The organism is Brucella pseudintermedia, from assembly GCF_008932435.1.
In the GTDB taxonomy this organism is placed as follows: domain Bacteria; phylum Pseudomonadota; class Alphaproteobacteria; order Rhizobiales; family Rhizobiaceae; genus Brucella; species Brucella pseudintermedia.
In genome coordinates, this window is sequence record NZ_WBWE01000015.1 from 1 (window position 1) to 21686 (window position 21686).

Genomic DNA, 21686 nt, shown 5'->3' on the forward strand with positions numbered 1-21686 from the left:
TGTAGTATCAATAAATCAATTATACAAATAACAATAACAAAAATAATTCGAATGATATGAGTAAATTAATTATATATAGTTTATCCTCAATTTTATACGGAGATAAGAATGGCTGTCGATATTTCAATAGAGCCGCAATTCGCTGAGCTATTGGTCAATGATTTAGACAATTCAACAATAACAATGGAAATCAAGGCCACGTTAACTTTTAGTGGAACTGATGCCCCGGCTGCGAATGATCAATACTCTTTTACGTTCAGCTCCAAGACGTCCGGAAGTATGAAGGCTGCACCGAACTCTTCGTTGACGCAGCCTCTTCTTCAAAGCCAGGATGACTCGCAAGTATACACCGCAACCAGCATCGTGGTCGGGAATGGCTACGGCGGTTGCCAGATTAGTGGAAGCAAAGCTGGAGACCCGGCAACTTGGGCTGCGAACGCAGCACAAATTGTTTCCGTTGCTCCAGATCAGGGCGATCTGGATATGAAAACCATGCCTGAAACTGCGCTTCAGGTCAGCATGCAGGTGGGGACCCCGGACGATGGACCTGATCGTACAGCTAGAATCGAGCTAGTGGCGAAGGACCTAAACGGCAAAATTGTCCCCGATTACGATGTTACTTTTAAAATTGACAATGTCCGAGACCCCCTTGAGCAAAAATCGGGCGAATTCTATGATGCCAAAAAGCAACCTGTACAAGTCAGGGTTGATGAAAAATCAGGTGCAGGATTCATTACGCAGAAAACAGATAGTGACGGCAAAACTGCACTATATATCGGAACCAACCAATGGGATGGATACATAAACATCCACGCCAGGGCATTTAATATAGAGCGAACGGCTGGATATGTTTATATCTTCAGCCCCGGCCCCGGACCAGATCTGGAAAACCCGACCACGGATATTTCTGGGGACATGTCAGACTATACTCAGCCCACCTTTCCGGTTACGCTAAACAACGCGAGCGTTGCTAGCGGCGAAAATGTAGGACTGTTTCTGAACGGAAAATTTGAGGGGCAAACTCCTGCAAACAAAATTATGAGCCATGGAGGGACGTATACAACGTCCGCAAAAACGTCTCATCTTAAAAGCGACACGTCCGGCAGTTCAGTTAAAAATGGTCTAATTACCCATCGCACGGAAAAAGGAAACCTGATCAGATCCATAGAAACCCAATTTTTTATCAGCAACCCGCCTGACCCTGCTCCTATAAATCCTATCCTGGGGCCTTTGAAGCAACCTACAGGCGGCGTAATCAATATAAACAGTATACACGATACTAACAATAACCCTACTCCATTTAATGCAATAATAGATCTCGCAAATGACAAGAAGATACTTGAGGGACATTATGAGCTGAAAGCCAACGATACCATTCAACTTCAAGTTACCTTGCAAGGTGATTATGTAGCCACTGATAGTTTCCAGAAGAAGCACTATACGTATAAAAAGATTATAAATTCTGACGATCTTGATAGTAACAACGAAATCATTCCCATACCGTATGCGGATATAAATGGGTACGGAGTTCCGAAGAGTTCGTCAGAGAAAAGTCAATACCAAATGTTTTATGAAATAATAAGTCAAATGGCAACAGAGCCTTTGGCATCTTGTAAAATAACTTCTGGTACACTCGCGACAAGGCAGATATAGGATGGCATCCATGACAAAATTTCTTAAAGATATCGCTCCTTTAATATTAGGACACCGTACAGAGGGAGGCGAGATCAGCCTCGCTGGCAATCCCACAATCGTTGTAACGTGTGAACCATGGACTAATATTCGCACCACACAATACGCTACGCTCTATATTGACGGCATATCCGTCGCCTCAATGCAGCTTTTGTCACATAAGGGCAGATTAGCTCACCTTCCCGAATTTATCATATCTACAGCGGATCATTTTCAACCGGGGCAGACCTACGAGCTGTCTATTGGAATCGTGGAGCCGGATGGCTCAGACACCCCCAATCAAAGCAAAAGCCGTACAATAGAGCTCAGTATAGTACCATAGCACGCCACGGTTTAAGCATTTCCAAAATGCGAACCGGTTTTTGGAACAGGTTGCGTGGAAAACAAACGGCTATGCTCGAGTGGCTCGGTTTTAGCCGATCTGAACTGCCCTGGATTTGTGGGGCGGTTCAACTCTCCTTCGCGGTGCCTCTTCCCTTTCCCGCTTAGAGCGCATCCTGAAAAGTGTGAAACGGTTTCGGAAAAGATGCGCGTCAAAACAGAAATGGAGCGCCAATCTGATCCAATCAGATCGAAACGCGCTCCAAAGGAAACGGTCGGACATGCTTTGAAATTGTTGGAGATGATATAATGTTATTGGAAGAATTAATGCCTACCATCGATGGTCTTGATACGAGCGTGACGCCTCCTGCTCTCTATCTCGATCTTTATACTGATAGTATTACTGTACGCATAGAAGCATGGGACAACATTAGAACGGATCAGGTAGCTTATCTACGATTAGATGGGTCAGAAATTCAATCACAGATGATAAAGCCGGCTGATCCTAGCGGGATGGAGCCAAAACGGGGCGCGCCCCCGCAGTTTAGGGTATTGATTGGTGATTACTTTCGGGCCGGAACGTCGCACAATGTCCAAATACATGTCATCGATGGCTCGGAAAATATAGGAATTAGTAAACAGTTGTATTTTGATGTCAAGAAAGATTCCCTGGAGGGGAAGCTCAAGATTGACATTACTGCAGGTGCAGGCGGCTATAACTCGGATCATTCTTATTTGATGCCAGCAAATATTGCCGTTCTGCGTGGCCCTCCCAATATGCACCTGACTGCTCGCAGCCGCGGTGCGGTGCGCTTCCAGGATGTGGGGGGCGCAGAATATTGCAATTTCTATTTCGATGAAAACGGGGTTTCCCCGCTGGTGCTGATCAGGATTGATAATATACATATCGACAAGGCAAGCGCCAGCAAACCCCAAGACGAGATTTATATTACGCATAAGGGCCAAAACGAAGAAATCATCAGCAAGCCGGTCTTTTTTGATGATTATCACGAGCCGACAGATCCAGACGTTGCGACAGCGATCGAATCTGTATCCTGTAATACGTTGGGGATTTCGGATGGAGATACCTTATGTATCGTCAGCATCATCTTTAACAAGGAATATATAGATAGAACGAAAGACGAAACAGTTTACATCGTTTTATCAAAAAATCTTTCCCTTGAGAAGAATACTTACAACAAACATTTTCCCGTATCCGTGGGCGGCCCATCATTTCCCACAATAAGTATAGTTGATTATACTGCAGAGTTCGGAGTGAGGACTTCTGTTGCCGGAATGCATACAGTTGGGTTTTATCCGAGTTTGAATTCTTCTGCCTATTGGACCAACGAGATTAAATTTGTACCTTTATCGTGAGATTATTCTATGACCAATTCAACAAATGAAAGTGGAATTATTCTCAAAGTCGATGCTTCCGCCAACCTGGAGATGACGGTAGATGGCAGTTCGGCTGACGGGAAATCCACCAATACCGCCACAGCCTGGCTGGAAAACGACGGAGATAATATTGCGGGCATAGTCTTTACGTTTACCATCACGCAGGGCAATGCCGTATTCCTGGCAAATGGAAAGCAGACGGTGGATATCAAGGCAAACCCGGTTATGGTAGCGACTGCCGATTTCACCGACTCCACTGGCGAGGTTGGAGAAATCAGCGTGTATCCAACCGTCAGCAATGATCTTACCGCGTCAACAAGATACACCTTCAAGACGGTCGAACAACCGAAGCTTAATTTGGCCGTCAAGACCGACAACGCTACCGCGAACAACACTGATAGTGATGTGGTGCAGGCGACCCTGACCCATAATGGAGGTCAGGCTTATTCCGGACAGAGACTCAAATTCACTGCTTCGGGAGGTGCCCAGCCACTATTCTCGGACGATGGCATTCAGAAATACGCCTCCCCCTTCTACAGCAACACAGATGGCAAGGGAGAGGTTAGCCTCTACGTTTATGACACCTCGAACGAGGATGACAGCTTTTTGGTCAATGCCGAACTGGAAGGCGACCCGACAGTTAATTCTTCGGCGACGGTGCACTTCAAGGGGGCGAACCCTAAACCGGTCCGGCCGGTGATCGACCAATTTTATGTCACCGGCGACGTGACACTCGGACAATCAAGCGATGGCAAACCGTGTCAGGTCACAGCAGAAATAATTCCTGCCAGTGGCACCCCCCGACCAATTGCTTTATAAAGTTTTCAAGCTATAGCGCCTCGGGCCTTGTGCCGAATTCCGTGCATATTTCTGATAAAAGCAAGTTGTCAGGGGCTGACAGCGGCACAACGTACATTGACACCATTCTGGTCCAACCTCCTTCGAAGAAGTATACGGTCAATGTCCATTACATGGGCCCCGAAAATGGCAGCACCTATATCAAGGCCGAATTAGGGTCAGGACCCATTGATTTGAACTGACGGCTGTGATTCAGATGGGCGTATAGGAGCCCGACTGATGAGTAATTTGTTTTGGCTGACGGACGAGCAAATGGCTCGTCTTCAGCCCTATTTCCCCAAGAGCCATGGCCGCCAGCGCGTTGATGATCGACGCGTTCTGAGCGGCATCATCTTCGTCAACCGCAACGGGCTGCGTTGGCGTGATGCGCCGAAGGAATATGGCCCGGCGAAGACGCTTTATAACCGCTGGAAACGCTGGGGCGACAAGGGCGTATTTATCCAGATGATGGAAGGTCTGGCCGTGCCTGAAGCCGCAGAGCACAAGACCATCATGATCGATGCGACCTATCTCAAGGCCCACCGCACGGCTTCCAGCTTGCGGGTAAAAAAGGGGGCGCGGGCCGCCTGATTGGACGCACGAAAGGCGGCATGAACACCAAGCTTCATGCCGTAACGGATGCGAGTGGTCGCCCGATCAGCTTCTTCATAACGGCAGGCCAGGTCAGCGATTACACCGGTGCTGCCGCCTTGCTTGATGAACTTCCCAAGGCCAAATGGTTGCTGGCCGACCGTGGCTATGATGCCGACTGGTATCGTGACGCTTTACAGGCGAAGGGGATCACTCCCTGCATTCCAGGTCGAAAATCCCGCAAGAAGACCATCAAATACGACAAACGCCGCTACAAACGGCGCAACCGGATCGAGATCATGTTCGGGCGTCTCAAAGACTGGCGGCGTGTCGCTACGCGTTACGACCGGTGCCCAATGGCCTTTCTCTCCGCCATCGCTCTCGCTGCGACCGTTATCTTCTGGCTATGAGCAATGAGTCCTGACCCTAGGCCGATCATCAGAAGCCAGCCTGAAAGGTCGGGCTCCTGCCATGTCCATGGAAAGGACAGCGCGCAGGCCAGTCCGAACAGCAGGCTGGTGGCATACATCTGCGTCATCGTGGTTTCGCTGCGGCTGACGAGCCGGATCAGGATCGTGCTCCATGCCCAGCAGAAGCCCGCTACGATGCACATGGCGGCGGGTATGAGATTGGGCGAATGGGTTGGGTTCGCGGCCACAGTCACGCCAATAAAACCGATTGCGCAGGCGACCCACCGCCCCGGCCCGATCTTCTCTTTCAGCACGAGGATCGACAGGAACATGACCATGATTGGCGCGGAGAAATAGAGCGTGGTCAGTTCCGCCAGTTCAAGGTGGCGAGCCGCATTGTAGAACAGCAGCCACGCGCCAAGCATCAGCGCCGCGCGGAGCACGATGGTGTTGCGATAAGGGCTTTTGAAAATCGACGGATGGCGGCGATACCGTATCAGCACGCCGGTAATAAGCACGATCACCAGACTGCGCATGAACAAGATCTGCGGCACCTGATAGGTCGCGACAAGCCATTTCACCATCGCATCCTGAAGGGCGAAACAAGCGTAGCCGCCACAAGCAAGGGCGATGCCTGCGAGCGGTCTAGAACTGACTGACCCGGTATTCATGGGTTCCCCGATCCGGCCCAGGAATCCCTGCTGCGGGATGGACCACGAGTGCTGAATTTGCAGGACTGGAACGCGTAAGCAAGAGGCTGATATATGAAGGCCAAAGACGGCAGCGCGAATGTAGCCGGAATGCAACAAACCGGAAGTCGGAACGCGCCGCGTCGGGATCATTACCCCTCGGGCCGTATGATCGTTTTCAAGCCGTTCGCTTCACCTTCTATCAGCCGGGCATAGGCTTCCGGCACTTCGTCGAGCGAGATTTCCCGGTCGACAAGCTGCAGCAACTGCGCCTCAAGATCGGGCAGCAGGCTTGCGATTTCATGCAGTTCGTCCTGATAGGCATGGCAGCCGATCAGGCTGATTTCCCGCTCGACCAGAATGTTCGGGTCCAGTTCGATCCTGCCATGGGATATGCCGACCAGTGCCAGCGAGCCGCCGCCGGAAAGCACGTCGAGCGTGGCCTTGAGGACGCCGATATTGCCGGTGGCGTCAATCGCATAGCGGAGCGGCTGGCCGCCCAGCGCAGCTTCAATCGCAGCCTTGTCGAGAGGCACGCTGATTGCGCCGGTGACGGTTGAAACGAGATTGGCGCGCTGGTCGTTGCGGTCGCAGACCAGCACCGGACCATCATGCAGGCGGGAGAGCAGCAGCGCTGCAAGCCCGCCGATCGGGCCGCAGCCGACAACGAGGACCGCTTCGCCCGCTGGCACGCGCTGCTTGCGGATGGCGTGCAGCGCCACCGAAAGCGGCTCGCCCATGGCGGCGGTCACAGGGTTGATGGCCGGATCGTAATGAACGAGCAGGCGGGCAGGAAGCGCTGTCTCCTCGGCAAAGCCGCCGTCGCAGACTTCGCCGATGAAGCCCAGCGTTTCGCACACATTGTGCCTGCCGCTTTTGCAGGACGGGCATTCGCCGCACCAGTAGCGGGAATCCGCGATCACCGTATCGCCCGTTTTGAAACCGGTCACGCCTGCGCCGGTTTCGGTTACAACGCCCGCAAATTCATGGCCCGCGACCGAAGGCGAGCGGCTGATCCACTGGCCGGTCATGTAATTGTGCAGGTCCGAGCCGCAAATGCCCGCCGCCGCCACTTTCAGCCGGACCCAGCCCGGCTCAAGCGCCGCTGGCGGATCGATGGTTTCGACCCGCAAATCCTTCGCCGCATAAAGCCGGACCGCTTTCATTGTGCCGCCTTCCTCAGAGATAGTTTTTGCGGATTTCCGACACGGCATTCTCGTGCGAGGAGAAGCCTTCATAACGCGCCAGCGTGCGGGCGTGCTTTGCAAATTCCGGATAGGCGGATGCCGTCACATAGCCGATGGACGAACGCTTGACGAAATCAGTTACCGAAAGCGGGCCATAGGTGCGCGCCCAGCGGCTGGTCGGCAGAACGGCGTTCGGGCCGAGGCCGAAATTGCCGATGACGACAGGCGTGTGCGGTCCCATCAGGATTTCGGCGGCTTCGGTGATGTGGCCGAGATGCGCGAACGGATCGGTGGAAAGAAGCTCCAGATGTTCCGGCGCATAGTCGTTGATGAAGCGATAGCTCTCCTCCACGGAGGGCGTCAGGACGATGCCGCCATATTTGCCGGTGAGCACGGTTTTGGAGAAGCCGACGCGCTGTTCGGTCATGCGCGCCCAATGGTCCGGCAATGCGGCCAGCGCTTCCTCCGCGACGCGGCGGCTATGCGTGACGAGCCATGCGGATGAATCAGGGCCATGTTCCGCCTCGATCAAAAGGTCGAGCGCCGCAAGCCCGCCCTTCACCGTATCGTCGGCAAAAATGACCGCCTCAGAAGGACCGGCAGGCAGGCCGGGATCGATGACGCCGCCGAGCAGGCGCTTGGCCGCAACCACCCACGGGCTGCCGGGGCCGACGATCTTGAGCGCCGGTTTCACCGTTTCCGTGCCATAGGCGACGGCAGCGACAGCTTGCGCGCCGCCGACCTTGTAGACCGTTTTCACACCGGCAAGGCGTGCTGCAACGAGCGTTGCGGCATCGACGGAACCATCCGGCGTCGGCGGGGTGACGATGGCAAGATCAGGCACGCCAGCGACCACGGCCGGCACGGCGGTCATCATGGTGACAGACGGAAACGCCCCCTTGCCGCGCGGAATATAGAGCGCGACGGAGCGGATTGGCGTGAAACGGTCGCCAGCAAAGGCGCCCGGACGCATTTCCTTCAGCCACATGGCCTCCGGCTTCTGCTCCTCATGGAAATGGCGGATATTGTCGATGCCGAACTGGATGGCCTCGATCACGTCCTTTTCCACCTTGTCGAAGGCGGCATCGAACTCGGCTTCCGTCGCCTTGATGTTGGCCGGATCGACCTCGGCCTTATCGAGATCGCGCGCAAAACGGACAAGTGCGGCATCGCCTTCGGTGCGAACGGCTTCGATGATCGGCTTCACCTTCTCGATAAAACCGGACAGATCGGTCTCCGAACGCTTGAGCAGTTCGGTGCGCTCTGCATCGCTCAGCTTTGCCAGTTCGTGAAAAGAAACATCGGACATGATCGGCTCCTTGCTGGTTGCGGTGGAGACGCAACCGGTCATTTCGATTTGAGGAAGATGTCGAGCCCGACCAGCCGGTCGAGCAGGAAGATGGCGGCGGCGGCACAGGCGATGAAGACGACGGAGATGGCCGCAAGGTCGGGCGTGATGATGGATCGGATCGAATTGTAGATCTGCACCGGCAGCGTCACGATGCGCGCATCGACCAGAAGCAGGCTCACCAGAAATTCGTTCAGCGCCAGAATGAACATCAAAAGCGAGCCGCTGATCACGCCCGGCACCACGACCGGCAGCGTGACGAAGAAGAATGTCGAGATCGGCCCTGCCCCGCAATTGGCCGCGGCAAGTTCCAGATCGGCATCGAGATTGGCTGCACTTGCTGTCACAGCCCAGATCATGAAAGGCAGATTGATGACACAGGCTGCAATGCCCACCGGCCAGAGCTGGCCCAGAATTCCGGCCTGACCATAGATCAGCATGAGGCCGATGCCGGAACCGATCAGCGGAATGGTGAAGGGCAGCAGCAGATAAATCTGGATCGTCTTTTCAAACCGCACGGCATATTTGGCGAGCGCTATGCCTGCCAGCGTGCCGACTGGAATGGCAACGATGGTGCAGATGAAGGAGACATAGAGCGAGCGCAGGAATGCATCCCAAAGGTCGCTCGTTCCGGCGATCTTCTGATACCATTTCAGCGAAAACCCTTCCGGCGGAAAGGTAATCATGTTGCCGGATGTGAAGGATGCTCCAAGCACCACGACGGTTGGCGCGGAAAGCAGCACCAGAACGGCGATCACGAATGTCCATATGACTATGGATTTCGACAGCGGCGACGTCATTTGCGCGCCCTCCCCATGGCAAGCGTGCCTGCCCCGAACAGCATGAACACGATCCCGACGAGGATCGAACCGACGCCAACCAGAAGCAGCGCCAGCGTCGCGCCGAGCCCCTGATCGGAGGTGCGGAAGAACTGGTCATAGATCGCATTGGCGATGAAATCCTGCGACCCGCCGCCCAAAATTGCGGGTACGGCGAAATCGGTGAGCGACAGCGTCATCACCACCAGTCCCGCGCCGATCAGTCCCGGACGCGCCATGGGCAGGACGACATGGGCGAAAGTCCGCATCCAGTTTGCGCCGAGCGAGCTTGCCGCCGCTTCCATTTCTTCCGGAATGGCAGTCAGCGCCGGTGCCAGCATCAGCACGGCGAATGGCAGCATATATTGAATGAGGCCGAACAGAACCGCCGGATAGTTATAGAGAAGGCGCATCGGTGCGATGCCGACAAGGCCGAGCGCCTCGTTGACCATGCCCTGATTGCCGAGAATGATGAGCCAGCCATAGGCGCGCACCACCTGCCCGATGAAAAACGGCAGGAACAGCGCGATCAGCAGGAATTTGCGCAAGGCAGCCGACGGCGTGCGCACCATGAGATAGGCATAGGGAAAGGCCAGAATGAGCGTGAAAACGGTCACGACGAGCGAGCCGAACAGGCTGCGCCATGCCACGGTTGCAAAGAGGCTTTCGGTCAGGGCGCGCTTGTAATTGGCAAGCGTGTAATAATCCGACATCAGGAATGTCGAGGTGTCGAGCGTGCGCAGGCTGGTATCCGCGATCTGGATCAGGCCCAGCACCAGCAGCCCCACCAGAACAATCGCCGGAAGCAGCATCAGATAGGGCACGGCGCGATTGAACCGCGCTGGCCACAGAAAGGCTGCGATTGCTTCCAGCGCATCCATGATGCGCCAGACAACCGGATAGGCAGTGCGTGCCGCTCGCATGTTTTAATTCCTGAATATCTGATTGGGAGCTGCCCCAGAAGCCAAATCTGAAGGCAGCTCCAGCAATAACGGGCCTATCAGCCCTGCATGATGGCCTTGAACTTCGAGAACCATTCGCTCTCGTTTTCCACCTGCACCTTCGCCGAAATGCGGATGAGATGCTTGAAATCCTCGTCCTTGGTCGGATAGGCCGGATCGTTCACCAGATCGGCGGGCGGAGTCAGGCCCGGCACGACGCCCGGTAGGCCAAGGCCGTCGAGCCAGACCTGCTGCGCATCCTTGGTGAGCGCGAAGTTGATATATTCCTTGGCCCAGTAAAGTTCGTTTTCCGGCAGGCCCTTTGGAATCCACAAGCCGTCCGTGTCGAATTTCGCGCCCTCTTCCGGGACGGTCCAATCGATCTTGACGCCGTTCTTCTGGGCTTCGCGCGCATTGGTGGAAATGGTGCAGGCCAGATCAATCTCGCCCTTCTGGAACCAGGTGGTGAAATCCGGGTCTTCGCCCAGAAGCGGCTGCTGCTGCTTCACCTTGGCGATGAAATCCCATGCGGGCTGCATATTGCCCGGAATGTCTTCCAGCTTGCCGCCACCGGCAACCTGCGCCGGGAAGTGGAAGCCGATGCCATCGTTGTAAAGCGCGATGCGGCCCTTGAACTTCGGATCGAGCAATGCGTGCCACGACTTCGGCGGGCCATCCGGGAAGGCTTCCGGACGATAGGCCAGCACATAGACATAGCCATAGGTGTTGACGATCGGATAGCCGTCGAGACCAACCGGCTTGGCAAGATCGGTAGTGTTCTTGAGGTTAGACAGGTCCGACAGGTCTTCCGTCACGCCGCGCAAGGCCGATTTCGTCGCGTTGGTGGTCGTATCCCAGTTGACGTGGATCGGCGGAACACGCTTCTGCGCGACCGCAGCCCAGAGCTTCGGCTGGATTTCATTGTCTTCCGTCAGGTCATGCCGGATGGAAATGCCGGTCTTGGCGGTAAACGGATCGGACACGCCAGCTTTCAGGGCGTCCACCCAGCTGCCGCCCCATGCGCGCACGATCAGTTCCTTCGGCTTTGCCGGTTCTTCGGCAAAGGCGCGCGACAGGCCGAGCGACGTCGTGCCAGCTGCGGCGGCAAGAGCGCCCGCGCCTTGCAGGAAGCGGCGGCGGTCGAGGATCAGAAAAGGCTTCTTCAGGTTGCTCATTTTGTTTCTCCTGTGGAGTTTCCCCGTAATGTTTTGATCATGCGGCAAAGACGATGAGATCGCGGGCGTTCCAGCCAAGATGCACAGTCTCGCCTTCCGCAAACTGGCTGTGACCGATGGGATCGTGATCGAAGACGCGCATCAACACGTCTCCCAAAGCGGGAACCCGCAATTCATAGACGATGCGCTCGCCTTCAAAGATCGCATCGGTAACGATGCCTTCCAGCACGGTGTCGAGTGCCGCATGGGCTTCCGCGCTGCCGCCGATACGGATCTGTTCGGCGCGGATTGCGCATGAGACATTCGCGCCGGAGCCGACTGGTCCGCGCCCCTCGCCTGCCATACCGACCAGAGGCGTTCCTGCATCGACCCGCACAAGATTGCCGTCGAGCGAAGATGCCTTGCCGGAAATGAAATTGGTGACGCCGATGAAGTTTGCCACAAAGGCATTGGACGGGTTGCGATAGGTTTCCGACGGCTCAGCCATCTGCTGGATTTCGCCGCCATCCATGACGATAATCTCGTCAGAAACGACAAGCGCCTCGCGCTGGTCGTGGGTGACATTGATGGTCGTGACGCCCAGTTCTCGCTGGATGCGGCGGAATTCAAGCTGCATTTCCTCGCGCAGCTTGCGGTCGAGCGCTGCCAGCGGCTCGTCGAGCAGAAGCAGGTCCGGTTCGAAAACGAGGGCGCGCGCGATGGCGACGCGCTGTTGCTGGCCGCCCGAAAGCTCGTGCACGCGCCGACTGCCAAGGCCGTTGAGCCGAACGAGATCGAGATAGCGTTCCACCCGCTCGGGGATGGAGCGCGCATCGAAACGGCGCATTTTCAGGGGAAAGGCGACGTTTTCCGCCGCCGTCATATGCGGAAAAAGCGCAAGTTTCTGGAAAACCATGCCGATGGAGCGCTTGTGCGGCGGCACGGCGCTGACGGCTTCGCCATTGATGAAGATTTCGCCGATGCTCGGTTTCTGGAAACCGGCAATGAGGCGCAGAAGCGTCGTCTTGCCCGAACCGGACGGACCGAGGATGGTCAGGAAACGGCCCTTGGCGAGATCGAAAGAGGCCGCGCGCACGGCGTGGAAGCCGTTATAGATCATGCTGACATCGTTGACCGATACGGCAGCCGGTCCGTTTGAAACCTTACGGCCAGTTGCGGTTTCGGTTGTACTCATGGCTATTTCCCATTTCAGTGAAAGCACTGGCAGGTGCTTTTGAAGTTATTTCAATCCTGTTCTGCAATCCGCTGATATTCGTCTTTAGAATATCAGATAGAAGCGAGATACCCCCCATCGACGGGGATTACCTGTCCCGTGACATATGACGAAGCAGCGCTTGCCAGAAAAACCACGGCGCCCGCAACGTCTTCCATCGCGCCGAACCGCCCCTGCGGAATTTTGGCCAGCATCGCCTTCTGCCAGTCGTCACTCTCGTAAAACACATCGGTCATGGCAGTGCGGAAATAGCCCGGCGCAATGCCATTGACGCGGATGCCGGACGGCGCCCATTCGGTCGCAAGCGCGTGGGTCATCCCCATGAGGCCGGATTTGGAGGAACCGTAGGGTACGGCGGTCGGCACGCCGACATAGGACGTCAGCGAGCAGAGATTGATGATCGAGCCGCCCTTCCCGCTCTCCGTCATCTGGCGGGCAGCAGCCTGCGCACAGAAGAACGCGCCCTTGAGATTGGTCGAAACGATACGATCCCAAAGCGCCTCGTCCACATCGAGCGACGGGCGGATTTCTTCATAGCCAGCATTGTTGACGAGGATATCGAGGCCGCCGAGCGCATCTGCGGCTTGAGCGACCGCTGCACCGCAGGCAGCGACATCGCGCACATCGAGCGAAAGACTTGCAGAGGCACGGCCATGCCCGGCGATACGGGATGCCGTTTGCGAAAGGTCGCCAGACTTGCGGGCTGTAATTGCGACGTCGGCACCAGCCGAGGCGAGCGCTTCGGCGATGGCCTGTCCCAGTCCCCGGCTCGCACCGGTAACCAGCGCTTTACGCCCGCTGAGGTCGAAAAGCGATAAAACCTGCATCATGTTCCCCTGCGGACCTTTGGCAAAACAATATTTGTGCCCGAACTTCTACCCGTTCCGGCTCCAATGTTTAGCGATTTTTTGTGGTCTCCCCTGCATAGGACCATCTTTTTTATATGTTGTCTATACATATATAAGCAAAATCGGATTTTGGACTTGGCACGTCTCTCGGGAAGGCGGCTGAACGACGAAAAGCTGCGACCGGGCGGGCTGGAACATCCGGAAAAATCCGGCCATGCAAGCTGATTCGGCCCGGCTTGCCACGGGTCGTGAGCTGTTTCAGTTTGAAAGCAGGTTTCGGGAGGCAGCTTTCCAAACTCGTGCTAGAAAGCTTTTATGAAAGACCTTTTCGACCAGATTGAACCGCGTGAAATCCTTGCGCCCGGAGCCGTGCTTTTGCGCGGCTTTGCGCTTTCCGCCGAGGACGCTGTTCTGAAAGCGGTCGCAGATGTTTCTGCCGCAGCGCCCTTTCGGCATATGACCACTCCCGGCGGCTATCGCATGTCGGTTGCGATGACGAATTGTGGTGATTTCGGTTGGGTTACAGACCGAACCGGCTATCGTTACAGCGCCCACGATCCGGAAACTGGCCTGCCCTGGCCTGCCATGCCGGATGCTTTTCGCGCTCTTGCCCAAACTGCTGCCAGAGATGCGGGCTATCCTGATTTCGAGCCGGATGCCTGTCTCATCAATCGTTACGAACCGGGTGCGAAACTCTCATTGCATCAGGACAAAGACGAACAGGATTTCAACAATCCGATTGTTTCCGTGTCGCTTGGCCTGCCCGCGACTTTCCAATTCGGCGGATTGAAGCGAACCGACCCGATCGCAAAATACATCCTGCATCATGGCGACGTGGTTGTGTGGGGCGGACCGTCCCGCCTCTTCTATCACGGCATACTTGCCCTGAAGCGCGGCGAGCATGAAAAACTGGGTCCGTTCCGCTTCAATCTGACGTTCAGAAAATCCCAATAAACGCGATTTTCCGAACGAAAAGCCACCAAAAACGCCGTTGAAATGTGGCGAACGCCCGTTCTTTTTGCGGCTATTTTGTGGCAAGCAGGGTTTCAGTTGAATGCCCCGCCACCGCTTTTGCTCTCCGGGCGCTCCCTGGCAACCTTGTCACGATAGCCGCTCGCCCTGTAGGCGGCGATGGGTTCGATGGCTCCGCCGGTGCGGCGGCGCGCTTCCGCCAGGATTGGTTCGACGTCTGTCCGGTAGGCCCGTTTCAGCGTATCGGACGCCATCAGCGCATCGTTTGCCTGCTGGTAGGTTTCCAGCGCCTCGCGATCCACCAACAGGGCCTGCGCATAGGCGCGGCGGATTTCGTTTGCCGATGAGATGAGGCTTTCCAGCGGATCGGTGACATTATGCGACTGGTCGATCATGTGGGCGGGGTGGAAGTCTGCCACGCCGCGATAGTCCGCATCCACCAACTCATTGAAAACAAGGAACAATCGATAGGGATCGATGGAGCCGGCATCGAGATCGTCGTCACCATACTTGCTGTCGTTGAAATGGAATCCGCCGAGTTTTCCGAACTGGATCAGCCGCGCGACGATCATTTCGATATTGGTGTTCGGCGCATGGTGGCCGAGATCGACCAGACATTGCGCCTTCGGCCCCAGTGTCGAAGCTATAAGATAGTTGGTGCCCCAGTCCTGAACCACGGTCGAATAGAAGGCCGGTTCGTACATCTTGTGTTCGGAGAACAGCCGCCAGTCATCGGGCAATGCCTTGTAAATCTCGCCCATGGAATCGAGATAGCGCTCGAAGGCACGGGTGAAATTCTGCTGGCCGGGAAAGTTGGAACCGTCGCCCAGCCATACCGTCAAGGCCTTGGAACCTATGGCTTTTCCGATTTCGATACATTCAATGTTGTGCTCGACAGCCTGCGCCCGCACTGCCGGGTCGACATGGGTGAGCGACCCGAATTTATAGGAGAGCTTCTGGTCCGCCCCATCCGCGAATGTGTTGGAATTCATGGCGTCGAAGCCAAGTCCAAGCGCTTCGGCGTGGGCTTTCAGCTTCTTCGGATCAGCCTTGTCCCATGGAATATGCAAGGAAACATTCGGCGTTGCGCGGCAAAGCTCGTTTATGACGGCGCAATCGTCGAGCTTGTCGAAAATGCCGCGCGGCTCGCCCTTGCCCGGAAAGCGCCCGAAGCGTGTGCCGCCCGTGCCGGTGCCCCATGAAGGCACGGCAACGAAATAGCTTGCTACCTTGTCGGTGATCCTGTCGATTTCGATCCCGCGGCGCAAAAGCTGTTCGCCAAGCGCCTGATAGTCGCTCTTCAATGCATCTTCAAAACCGGAATTGTGCTCGGCGATGAAATCTGCCGCGATACGTTGCTCGGACATGGTTCCTCCCAGAATGTCCTGAATTTCGTGGATCAGCGCAGAAAGCTCTGCTGGTTTCCGGCGTCCACATTGATGATGTTACCAGTTGACTTGGCCGAAGCGTCGCTTGCAAGGAAATAGATCGCCTCCGCAATGTCTTCCGGGAAGACGTTCAGCTTCAGCATGGAACGCTTGCGATAATGCTCCTCGAGTTCCGAGACATCGATCTTGGAGGACGCCGCGCGTTGCTCGCGCCATTCTCCATCCCATATCTTGGAGCCGCGCAGAACCGCATCCGGGTTGACCACATTGACGCGAATACCCGCCTCCGCGCCTTCCAGCGCCAGACAGCGCGCCAGATGGATTTCCGCCGCCTTGGCCGCGCAATAGGCCGAAGCATTGGGGGAAGCGGCAAGCCCGTTCTTGGATGCGACGAATACGACGTTGCCCCCGAGTTTCTGGCGGCGGAACAGGCGGAATGCCTCTCGCGACACGAGGAAATAGCCGGTCGCGAGAATATCGATATTGCGGTTCCACATGGAAAGTTCGGTGGCTTCAACCGGAGCCGACGAGGCAATGCCCGCATTGGACACCAGAATATCGATGCCGCCCAATTCGACGCTGGCTTCGATGAAGGCGTCTGCCACGCCCTTTTCGTCGGTGACATTCAGTTCTACGCTGCGCACCTGATCGGCGCCAAACCGTTTTACGAGATTTTCGTGAGCGGTTTTGAGCGATTTTGCGTCAATATCGGCCAAAACCACGCAAGCGCCCTCGCCCGCCAGCCTTTCGGCGGTCGCAAAACCAATGCCGCCAGCGCCGCCGGTGATGAAGGCTACACGCCCGGCGAGGCTCTTTGGCTTGGGCATCCGCTGCAGCTTTGCTTCTTCAAGCAGCCAATATTCGATATCGAAGGCTTCCTGTTCCGGCAGGCCCTGATATTCCGATACGCCGGAGGCGCCGCGCATCACATTGATTGCATTGACATAAAACTCGCCTGCAATGCGCGCCGTCGCCTTGTCACGGGCGAAGGAGAGCATACCGACGCCGGGAATGAGAAAAATCACCGGATTGGGATCGCGCATCTTTGGCGAATTGTCGTGCCTGCACGCTTCGTAATAGCGCTTGTAATCGGCGCGATAGGCCTCCAGCGCGCCCTCGAGTCCGGCAACCACGGCATCGACATCGGGCTTCGCCGGATCGAAATCCACGACCAGAGGACGGATTTTGGTGCGCAGGAAATGGTCCGGGCAGGACGTGCCGAGTGCTGCGAGCGGACGCAGGTCCTTCGCGTTCACGAATTCCAGCACGGCGTCCTGATCGTCAAAATGGCCGAGCTTGCGTTCGTCCTTTCCGATCAGCCCGCGAATTTCCGGCATCAGCCGCGCGGCAACGGCCCGGCGCTCGGAAGCAGGGAGGCTCTGCGCGATAGCGCCGCCGAAAGCGGTCTTGCCCGCGGTCTTCCGGTCCAGCCATTCAATAGCCTTGTTGATGATGGCAAGCGTGGTTTCGTAGCAGGTTTTTGCATCGTCGGCCCAGGTGAAAAGTCCATGACTTTCAAGGACAACGCCCTTGGCCTGCGGATGCGCCTTCACGAAGGCTTCGAGGTCGAGGCCGAGCTGGAAACCGGGGCGGCGCCAAGGCAGCCAGCCGATTTCTTCGCCAAAAATCTCGGCTGTCAGTTCACGGGAGTTTTTGGAAGCGGCTATCGCGATGATCGCATCTGGATGCATATGGTCCACATGCCTGAAGGGCACAAACCCGTGCAGCGGCGTATCGATGGAAGCGGCGCGCGGATTGAGATTGAAGGTGCAATGCGGCAGGAAGCCGACCATGCGGTCTTCGTCCTCGACGCCCTTGTATATGCCCTTCAAAGCGTTGAGCTTGTCCTGATAAAGCGTGGCAAAACCGTCCAGCTTGATGGTGCCGACGTCGCCGCCCGAGCCCTTGACCCAGAGAACCTGCACTTTCTCGCCTGTCAGCGGATCGGTTTCATCGACCTTGGCGGAGGTGTTGCCGCCGCCGTAATTGGTGATGCGCTTGTCGGAACCAAGCAGATTGGAGCGATAAAGCAGCTTGCCCGGCTCATCCATCGCCGCCGCTTTGGCGTCATCCCACCGGTTTTCGAGAAGCCTGCTCTTGGCCGCCATGTCATCCTCCCAATTCTGTTATCGTGAAACGCAGATCGCGTGCTCACCCCACGCGCTGTCGATCATGTTGATGGCAGATATGACGTATGAAAGGAATTGCTGTCAATCATAAACAATCATCTTCAATCATTAATGTGATTATTCTGCGCTGTTGTGATTGTTTGTGATTGACACGCGCAGGCTTTATGCCCGATACAGGGAAAAGGAGGAGCCATGCACGAACGAGAGCGCCACCGCATCATCCTGAGCGCAGTTCAGGAAAAGCCGGTGATCACCATTCAGGATCTGGTGGAGCTGACGGAAGCGTCGGAAGCAACCCTTCGGCGCGACATTGCATCGCTCCATATGCAGGGCCGCATCAAGCGCGTGCGCGGCGGGGCCGAGGCCATCCATCCGCCGCAATTCGGCAATCTGACAGGCCGCCCGTTCAAGGTTTCGGAATCGGAAAATGCTGACCGCAAGCGCGCCATCGCCCGCGAAGCCGTGGCGCTTTGCGAAGAAGGCGACAGCATCATCATCAATGGCGGGTCCACGACTTTCCAGATGGTGCATTATCTTGCCCCGCGCCGCTTGCAGGTGCTGACTAATTCCTTCGCCATCGCCGAGCATCTTCTGCGCCAGTCGAAAAGCACGGTCATCGTGCCGGGCGGCGCGATCTATCGCGACCAGAGCCTGATCCTGTCGCCTTTCGACAACGACGTCATCCGCAATTTTTACGGTCGGCGCATGTTCATGGGCTGTCAGGGTGTCAGCCCGCTCGGGGTGATGGAGTCCGATGCGCTGATTATCCAGAGCGAACAGAAGCTGATGGGCCAGGCGGACGAACTTGTCCTGATGGTCGATTCAACGAAATTCACGCGCCGTTCCAGCCTTATCCTTTGTCCACTCGACCGGGTCAGCACGCTGATTACCGATGACGGCATTTCGGATGAAGCGCGGCGCATGGTGGAAAATGCGGGCATCCGCCTCATCGTGGCGCAGGTTTCCGCAAATGCAGGCAGGGGCGACGAAGGCGGAGGTTCCGCCGAGGTGGCTTGAGCCGGACCTGACTTACGCTCCGGTTGCGAACCGGACGAAGCGAAACATATGTCTTTATACTGGGAGGAATGAGACATGAAACTTTTCAAGAAACTTGTACTGGGTACAGCGCTGGCCGTCGCTTTCATGGCTACCCACGCGCAGGCCGCCGACATGAAAATCGCGCTTGTCGCAAAGTCGCTCGGCAACGGCTTCTTTGAAGCCGCCAACAAGGGCGCACAGGAAGCGGCCAAGGAACTGGGCGGGGTCGAGGTCATCTATACCGGCCCGACCACCACGACGGCGGAAGGCCAGATCGAGGTAATCAACTCCCTGATCGCGCAGGGCGTTGACGCGATCGCCATTTCGGCCAACGATCCGGATGCGGTCGTCCCTGCCCTGAAGAAAGCCGCGCAGCGCGGCATCAAGGTGATTTCGTGGGATTCGGGCGTCGCGCCTGAAGGCCGGATCGTTCACCTGAACCCGTCCTCGAACGAACTGATCGGCAAAATGTGCCTCAAGCTTGCTGCCGATCACCTGCCGGACGGTAAGGGCGATTTCGCGATCCTTTCCGCGACCACCACCTCGACGAACCAGAATATCTGGATCGGCGAGATGAAGAAGCAGCTCAAGGATTTTCCGGGCCTCAATCTGGTGACGACCGTTTACGGCGACGATCTGGCCGACAAGAGCTACCGCGAGGCGCAAGGGCTGCTGACTTCCAACCCGAATGTGAAGGTCATCGTGGCGCCGACTACCGTTGGCGTGCTGGCTGCCTCGCAGGCGGTGAAGGATGCGGGCAAGATCGGCGATGTCTATGTGACCGGCCTTGGACTGCCATCCGAAATGGCTGGCGCCATCAAGTCTGGCGCGACCAAGGAATTCGCGATCTGGAACCCGATCGACCTCGGCTATTCGGCAACCCAGATTGCCTATCATCTCGTGAAGGGCGATGCCGACGGCAAGCCGGGCTCGGAAATCGAAGCCGGACGCATGGGCAAGATCAAGATCGGCGAAAACGGCGAAGCCGCGATGAGCGATCCTTTTGTCTATGACGCGTCGAATATTGACGAGTTCTCCAAGGTCTTCTGATCGGAAGCGCATCCTGAAAGGTGCGCATTCATGACAGGGGCGGCATTCGCTGGACGCGTGCCGCCTCACATTCCCCGGAACCGATTTCAGGTGTCTGCAATGAATGCAGCTTTCCACCCCGGCGGGCAGCAGCCGGTGCTTGCCACGACAGACCAGCCCATTCTGGAAATGCGCGGCATAGCCAAGACATTTCCCGGCGTGCGCGCGCTTGATGACGTGAACATCGCGCTCTATCCCGGCAAGGTGACGGCGCTGATCGGCGAGAACGGCGCAGGCAAATCAACGCTCGTTAAAATCCTGACCGGTATTTATCAGCCCGACGAAGGCGAAATCCTTATCGACGGCAAGCCGGTGCATTTCGCGACCGCGCAGGATGCGACCGACCACGGCGTCACGGCCATTCATCAGGAAACCGTGCTTTTCGACGAGTTGTCGGTGGGCGAAAACATCTATCTCGGCCATGCGCCGCGCACGAAGTTCGGCTTCGTCAACTGGAAGGCTGTCTACGCGCGTTCGCAGGCGCTGCTGTCGTCGCTGGAAACGACGGTCGACGCGCGCATCAAGCTGAAGGAACTGTCCATTGCGCAGCGCCATCTGGTGGCGATTGCCCGGGCCTTGTCGGTGGATTCGCGCATCGTCATCATGGATGAGCCCACCGCTGCGCTGTCGCGCAAGGAAGTGGACGATCTGTTCCGCATCGTGGCGCGGCTGAAAGCGCAGGGCAAGGCCATCCTGTTCATCAGTCACAAGTTCGATGAGGTCTATGAAATCGCCGACAATTACGCCGTGTTCCGCGACGGTCACGCTGTCGGACACGGCGCGCTTGCCGATACGCGGCAGAACGACATCGTGCGCATGATGGTCGGGCGCTCCGTCGAACAGGCTTTCCCCAAGCAGGATGTCGCCATCGGCGAACCCGTGCTGAAGGTCGAGAATTATTCGCACCCGACCGAGTTTCGCAACATTTCCTTCGAGCTGCGCAAGGGCGAAATTCTCGGCGTTTACGGGCTTGTCGGCGCTGGGCGTTCGGAGTTCGCGCAGTCGCTCTTCGGTATCACCAAGCCTTCGAGCGGCCGTATCGTGCTGGAAGACCGCGAAATCAGCATCCGCCGTCCCGGCGACGCGGTAGCGCATGGCATCGTCTATGTGCCGGAAGAGCGCGGACGCCACGGCGCGGTGCTGCAACTGCCGATCTTCCAGAATGTCTCGCTGCCGTCGCTTGCCCGCACCTCGCGCAACGGCTTTCTGCGCATGGCGGAAGAACTGGCGCTGGCGCGCAAATATGCCGAACGCTTCGACCTGCGCGCCGCAGCGCTTTCGGTGCCGGTGGGAACGCTTTCCGGCGGCAACCAGCAGAAGGTCGTCATCGGCAAGTGGCTCGCCACCAGCCCGAAGGTCATCATTCTCGATGAGCCGACCAAGGGCATCGATATCGGTTCCAAGGCCGCGGTCCACGCCTTCATCAGCGAACTCGCCGCCGAGGGCCTCAGCATCATCATGATCTCGTCGGAACTGCCGGAAATCATCGGCATGTCGGACCGGGTGATGGTCATGCGCGAAGGGCTGATGGAAGGCGTATTCGAGCGCGCCAGCCTCGATGCGGAAGTGCTGGTGCGCGCCGCCACCGGGAATACGGAGTAG

The 21686-nt window shown here is 56.7% G+C and carries 19 protein-coding genes; 9 read left to right on the top strand and 10 right to left on the bottom strand.

Features of this window, described 5'->3' with window-relative positions; genetic code table 11:
- The first annotated feature begins 108 nt into the window (after positions 1-108).
- The 5 genes from F9K78_RS18435 to F9K78_RS18455 all read left to right on the top strand — a co-directional run bounded on the left by F9K78_RS18435 (position 109) and on the right by F9K78_RS18455 (position 5249).
- A complete protein-coding gene (locus F9K78_RS18435) occupies positions 109-1653 on the top strand; it encodes a hypothetical protein (RefSeq protein ID WP_151682535.1) in 1545 nt (514 codons plus the stop codon).
- 10 nt (positions 1654-1663) lie between these two features.
- Entirely contained in the window at positions 1664-2014 is a 351-nt protein-coding gene (locus F9K78_RS18440) for a hypothetical protein (RefSeq protein WP_151682536.1), read from the top strand.
- A gap of 308 nt (positions 2015-2322) precedes the next feature.
- Complete coding sequence (locus F9K78_RS18445; protein WP_151682537.1) at positions 2323-3390, top strand: glyceraldehyde-3-phosphate dehydrogenase; 1068 nt, start codon at positions 2323-2325, stop codon at positions 3388-3390.
- Positions 3391-3399: 9 nt separating this feature from the next.
- On the top strand, positions 3400-4230 hold the full coding sequence (locus F9K78_RS18450; protein ID WP_151682538.1) for an Ig-like domain-containing protein: 831 nt from the start codon (positions 3400-3402) through the stop codon (positions 4228-4230).
- Between the two features lie 258 nt (positions 4231-4488).
- Positions 4489-5249, top strand: a protein-coding gene (locus F9K78_RS18455; RefSeq protein WP_085947932.1) for an IS5-like element ISKpn12 family transposase whose coding sequence is annotated in 2 segments (ribosomal slippage) — positions 4489-4813 and positions 4813-5249 — 762 coding nt in all. Because the reading frame shifts where the segments join, the coding sequence is not laid out codon by codon here.
- Here F9K78_RS18455 and F9K78_RS18460 read toward each other — a convergent pair.
- From F9K78_RS18460 to F9K78_RS18495, 8 genes are all read right to left on the bottom strand, one after another.
- Positions 5180-5920, bottom strand: a complete 741-nt coding sequence (locus F9K78_RS18460) for a DMT family transporter (RefSeq protein WP_235925477.1) — start codon at positions 5918-5920, stop codon at positions 5180-5182. The two genes, F9K78_RS18455 and F9K78_RS18460, sit on opposite strands and share 70 nt — an antisense overlap.
- Before the next feature lie 170 nt (positions 5921-6090).
- Positions 6091-7104 carry a zinc-dependent alcohol dehydrogenase gene (locus tag F9K78_RS18465; protein ID WP_121986436.1) on the bottom strand — a complete coding sequence of 338 codons (1014 nt, stop codon included), beginning with the start codon at positions 7102-7104 and terminating at the stop codon, positions 6091-6093.
- Positions 7105-7117: 13 nt separating this feature from the next.
- Complete coding sequence (gene hisD / locus F9K78_RS18470; protein ID WP_121986512.1) at positions 7118-8434, bottom strand: histidinol dehydrogenase; 1317 nt, start codon at positions 8432-8434, stop codon at positions 7118-7120.
- A gap of 38 nt (positions 8435-8472) precedes the next feature.
- Complete coding sequence (locus tag F9K78_RS18475; protein ID WP_121986437.1) at positions 8473-9273, bottom strand: ABC transporter permease; 801 nt, start codon at positions 9271-9273, stop codon at positions 8473-8475.
- Positions 9270-10214 carry an ABC transporter permease gene (locus F9K78_RS18480; protein WP_121986438.1) on the bottom strand — a complete coding sequence of 315 codons (945 nt, stop codon included), beginning with the start codon at positions 10212-10214 and terminating at the stop codon, positions 9270-9272. Before F9K78_RS18480 ends, F9K78_RS18475 begins: the two co-directional genes overlap by 4 nt.
- Positions 10215-10291: 77 nt before the next feature.
- Positions 10292-11407 carry an ABC transporter substrate-binding protein gene (locus F9K78_RS18485; RefSeq protein ID WP_162929750.1) on the bottom strand — a complete coding sequence of 372 codons (1116 nt, stop codon included), beginning with the start codon at positions 11405-11407 and terminating at the stop codon, positions 10292-10294.
- A 37-nt stretch (positions 11408-11444) separates the two neighbouring features.
- Positions 11445-12581, bottom strand: coding sequence for an ABC transporter ATP-binding protein (locus tag F9K78_RS18490; protein ID WP_121986439.1), 1137 nt, complete (start codon positions 12579-12581; stop codon positions 11445-11447).
- Between the two features lie 92 nt (positions 12582-12673).
- Positions 12674-13447, bottom strand: coding sequence for an SDR family NAD(P)-dependent oxidoreductase (locus tag F9K78_RS18495; protein WP_121986440.1), 774 nt, complete (start codon positions 13445-13447; stop codon positions 12674-12676).
- Positions 13448-13783: 336 nt separating this feature from the next.
- On the opposite strand from F9K78_RS18495, the gene alkB reads away from it, so the two are divergent.
- Entirely contained in the window at positions 13784-14422 is a 639-nt protein-coding gene (gene alkB / locus F9K78_RS18500; protein ID WP_121986441.1) for a DNA oxidative demethylase AlkB, read from the top strand.
- A 92-nt stretch (positions 14423-14514) separates the two neighbouring features.
- On the opposite strand, the gene rhaI is transcribed toward alkB, so the two are convergent.
- Entirely contained in the window at positions 14515-15807 is a 1293-nt protein-coding gene (gene rhaI / locus F9K78_RS18505; RefSeq protein WP_121986442.1) for an L-rhamnose catabolism isomerase, read from the bottom strand.
- A 32-nt stretch (positions 15808-15839) separates the two neighbouring features.
- Complete coding sequence (locus tag F9K78_RS18510) at positions 15840-17936, bottom strand: bifunctional rhamnulose-1-phosphate aldolase/short-chain dehydrogenase (RefSeq protein ID WP_122066384.1); 2097 nt, start codon at positions 17934-17936, stop codon at positions 15840-15842.
- Between the two features lie 213 nt (positions 17937-18149).
- On the opposite strand from F9K78_RS18510, the gene F9K78_RS18515 reads away from it, so the two are divergent.
- The 3 genes from F9K78_RS18515 to F9K78_RS18525 all read left to right on the top strand — a co-directional run bounded on the left by F9K78_RS18515 (position 18150) and on the right by F9K78_RS18525 (position 21686).
- On the top strand, positions 18150-18974 hold the full coding sequence (locus tag F9K78_RS18515) for a DeoR/GlpR family DNA-binding transcription regulator (protein WP_121981504.1): 825 nt from the start codon (positions 18150-18152) through the stop codon (positions 18972-18974).
- A gap of 75 nt (positions 18975-19049) precedes the next feature.
- A complete protein-coding gene (gene rhaS, locus F9K78_RS18520; protein WP_121986444.1) occupies positions 19050-20045 on the top strand; it encodes a rhamnose ABC transporter substrate-binding protein in 996 nt (331 codons plus the stop codon).
- Between the two features lie 99 nt (positions 20046-20144).
- A complete protein-coding gene (locus F9K78_RS18525) occupies positions 20145-21686 on the top strand; it encodes a sugar ABC transporter ATP-binding protein (protein ID WP_121986445.1) in 1542 nt (513 codons plus the stop codon).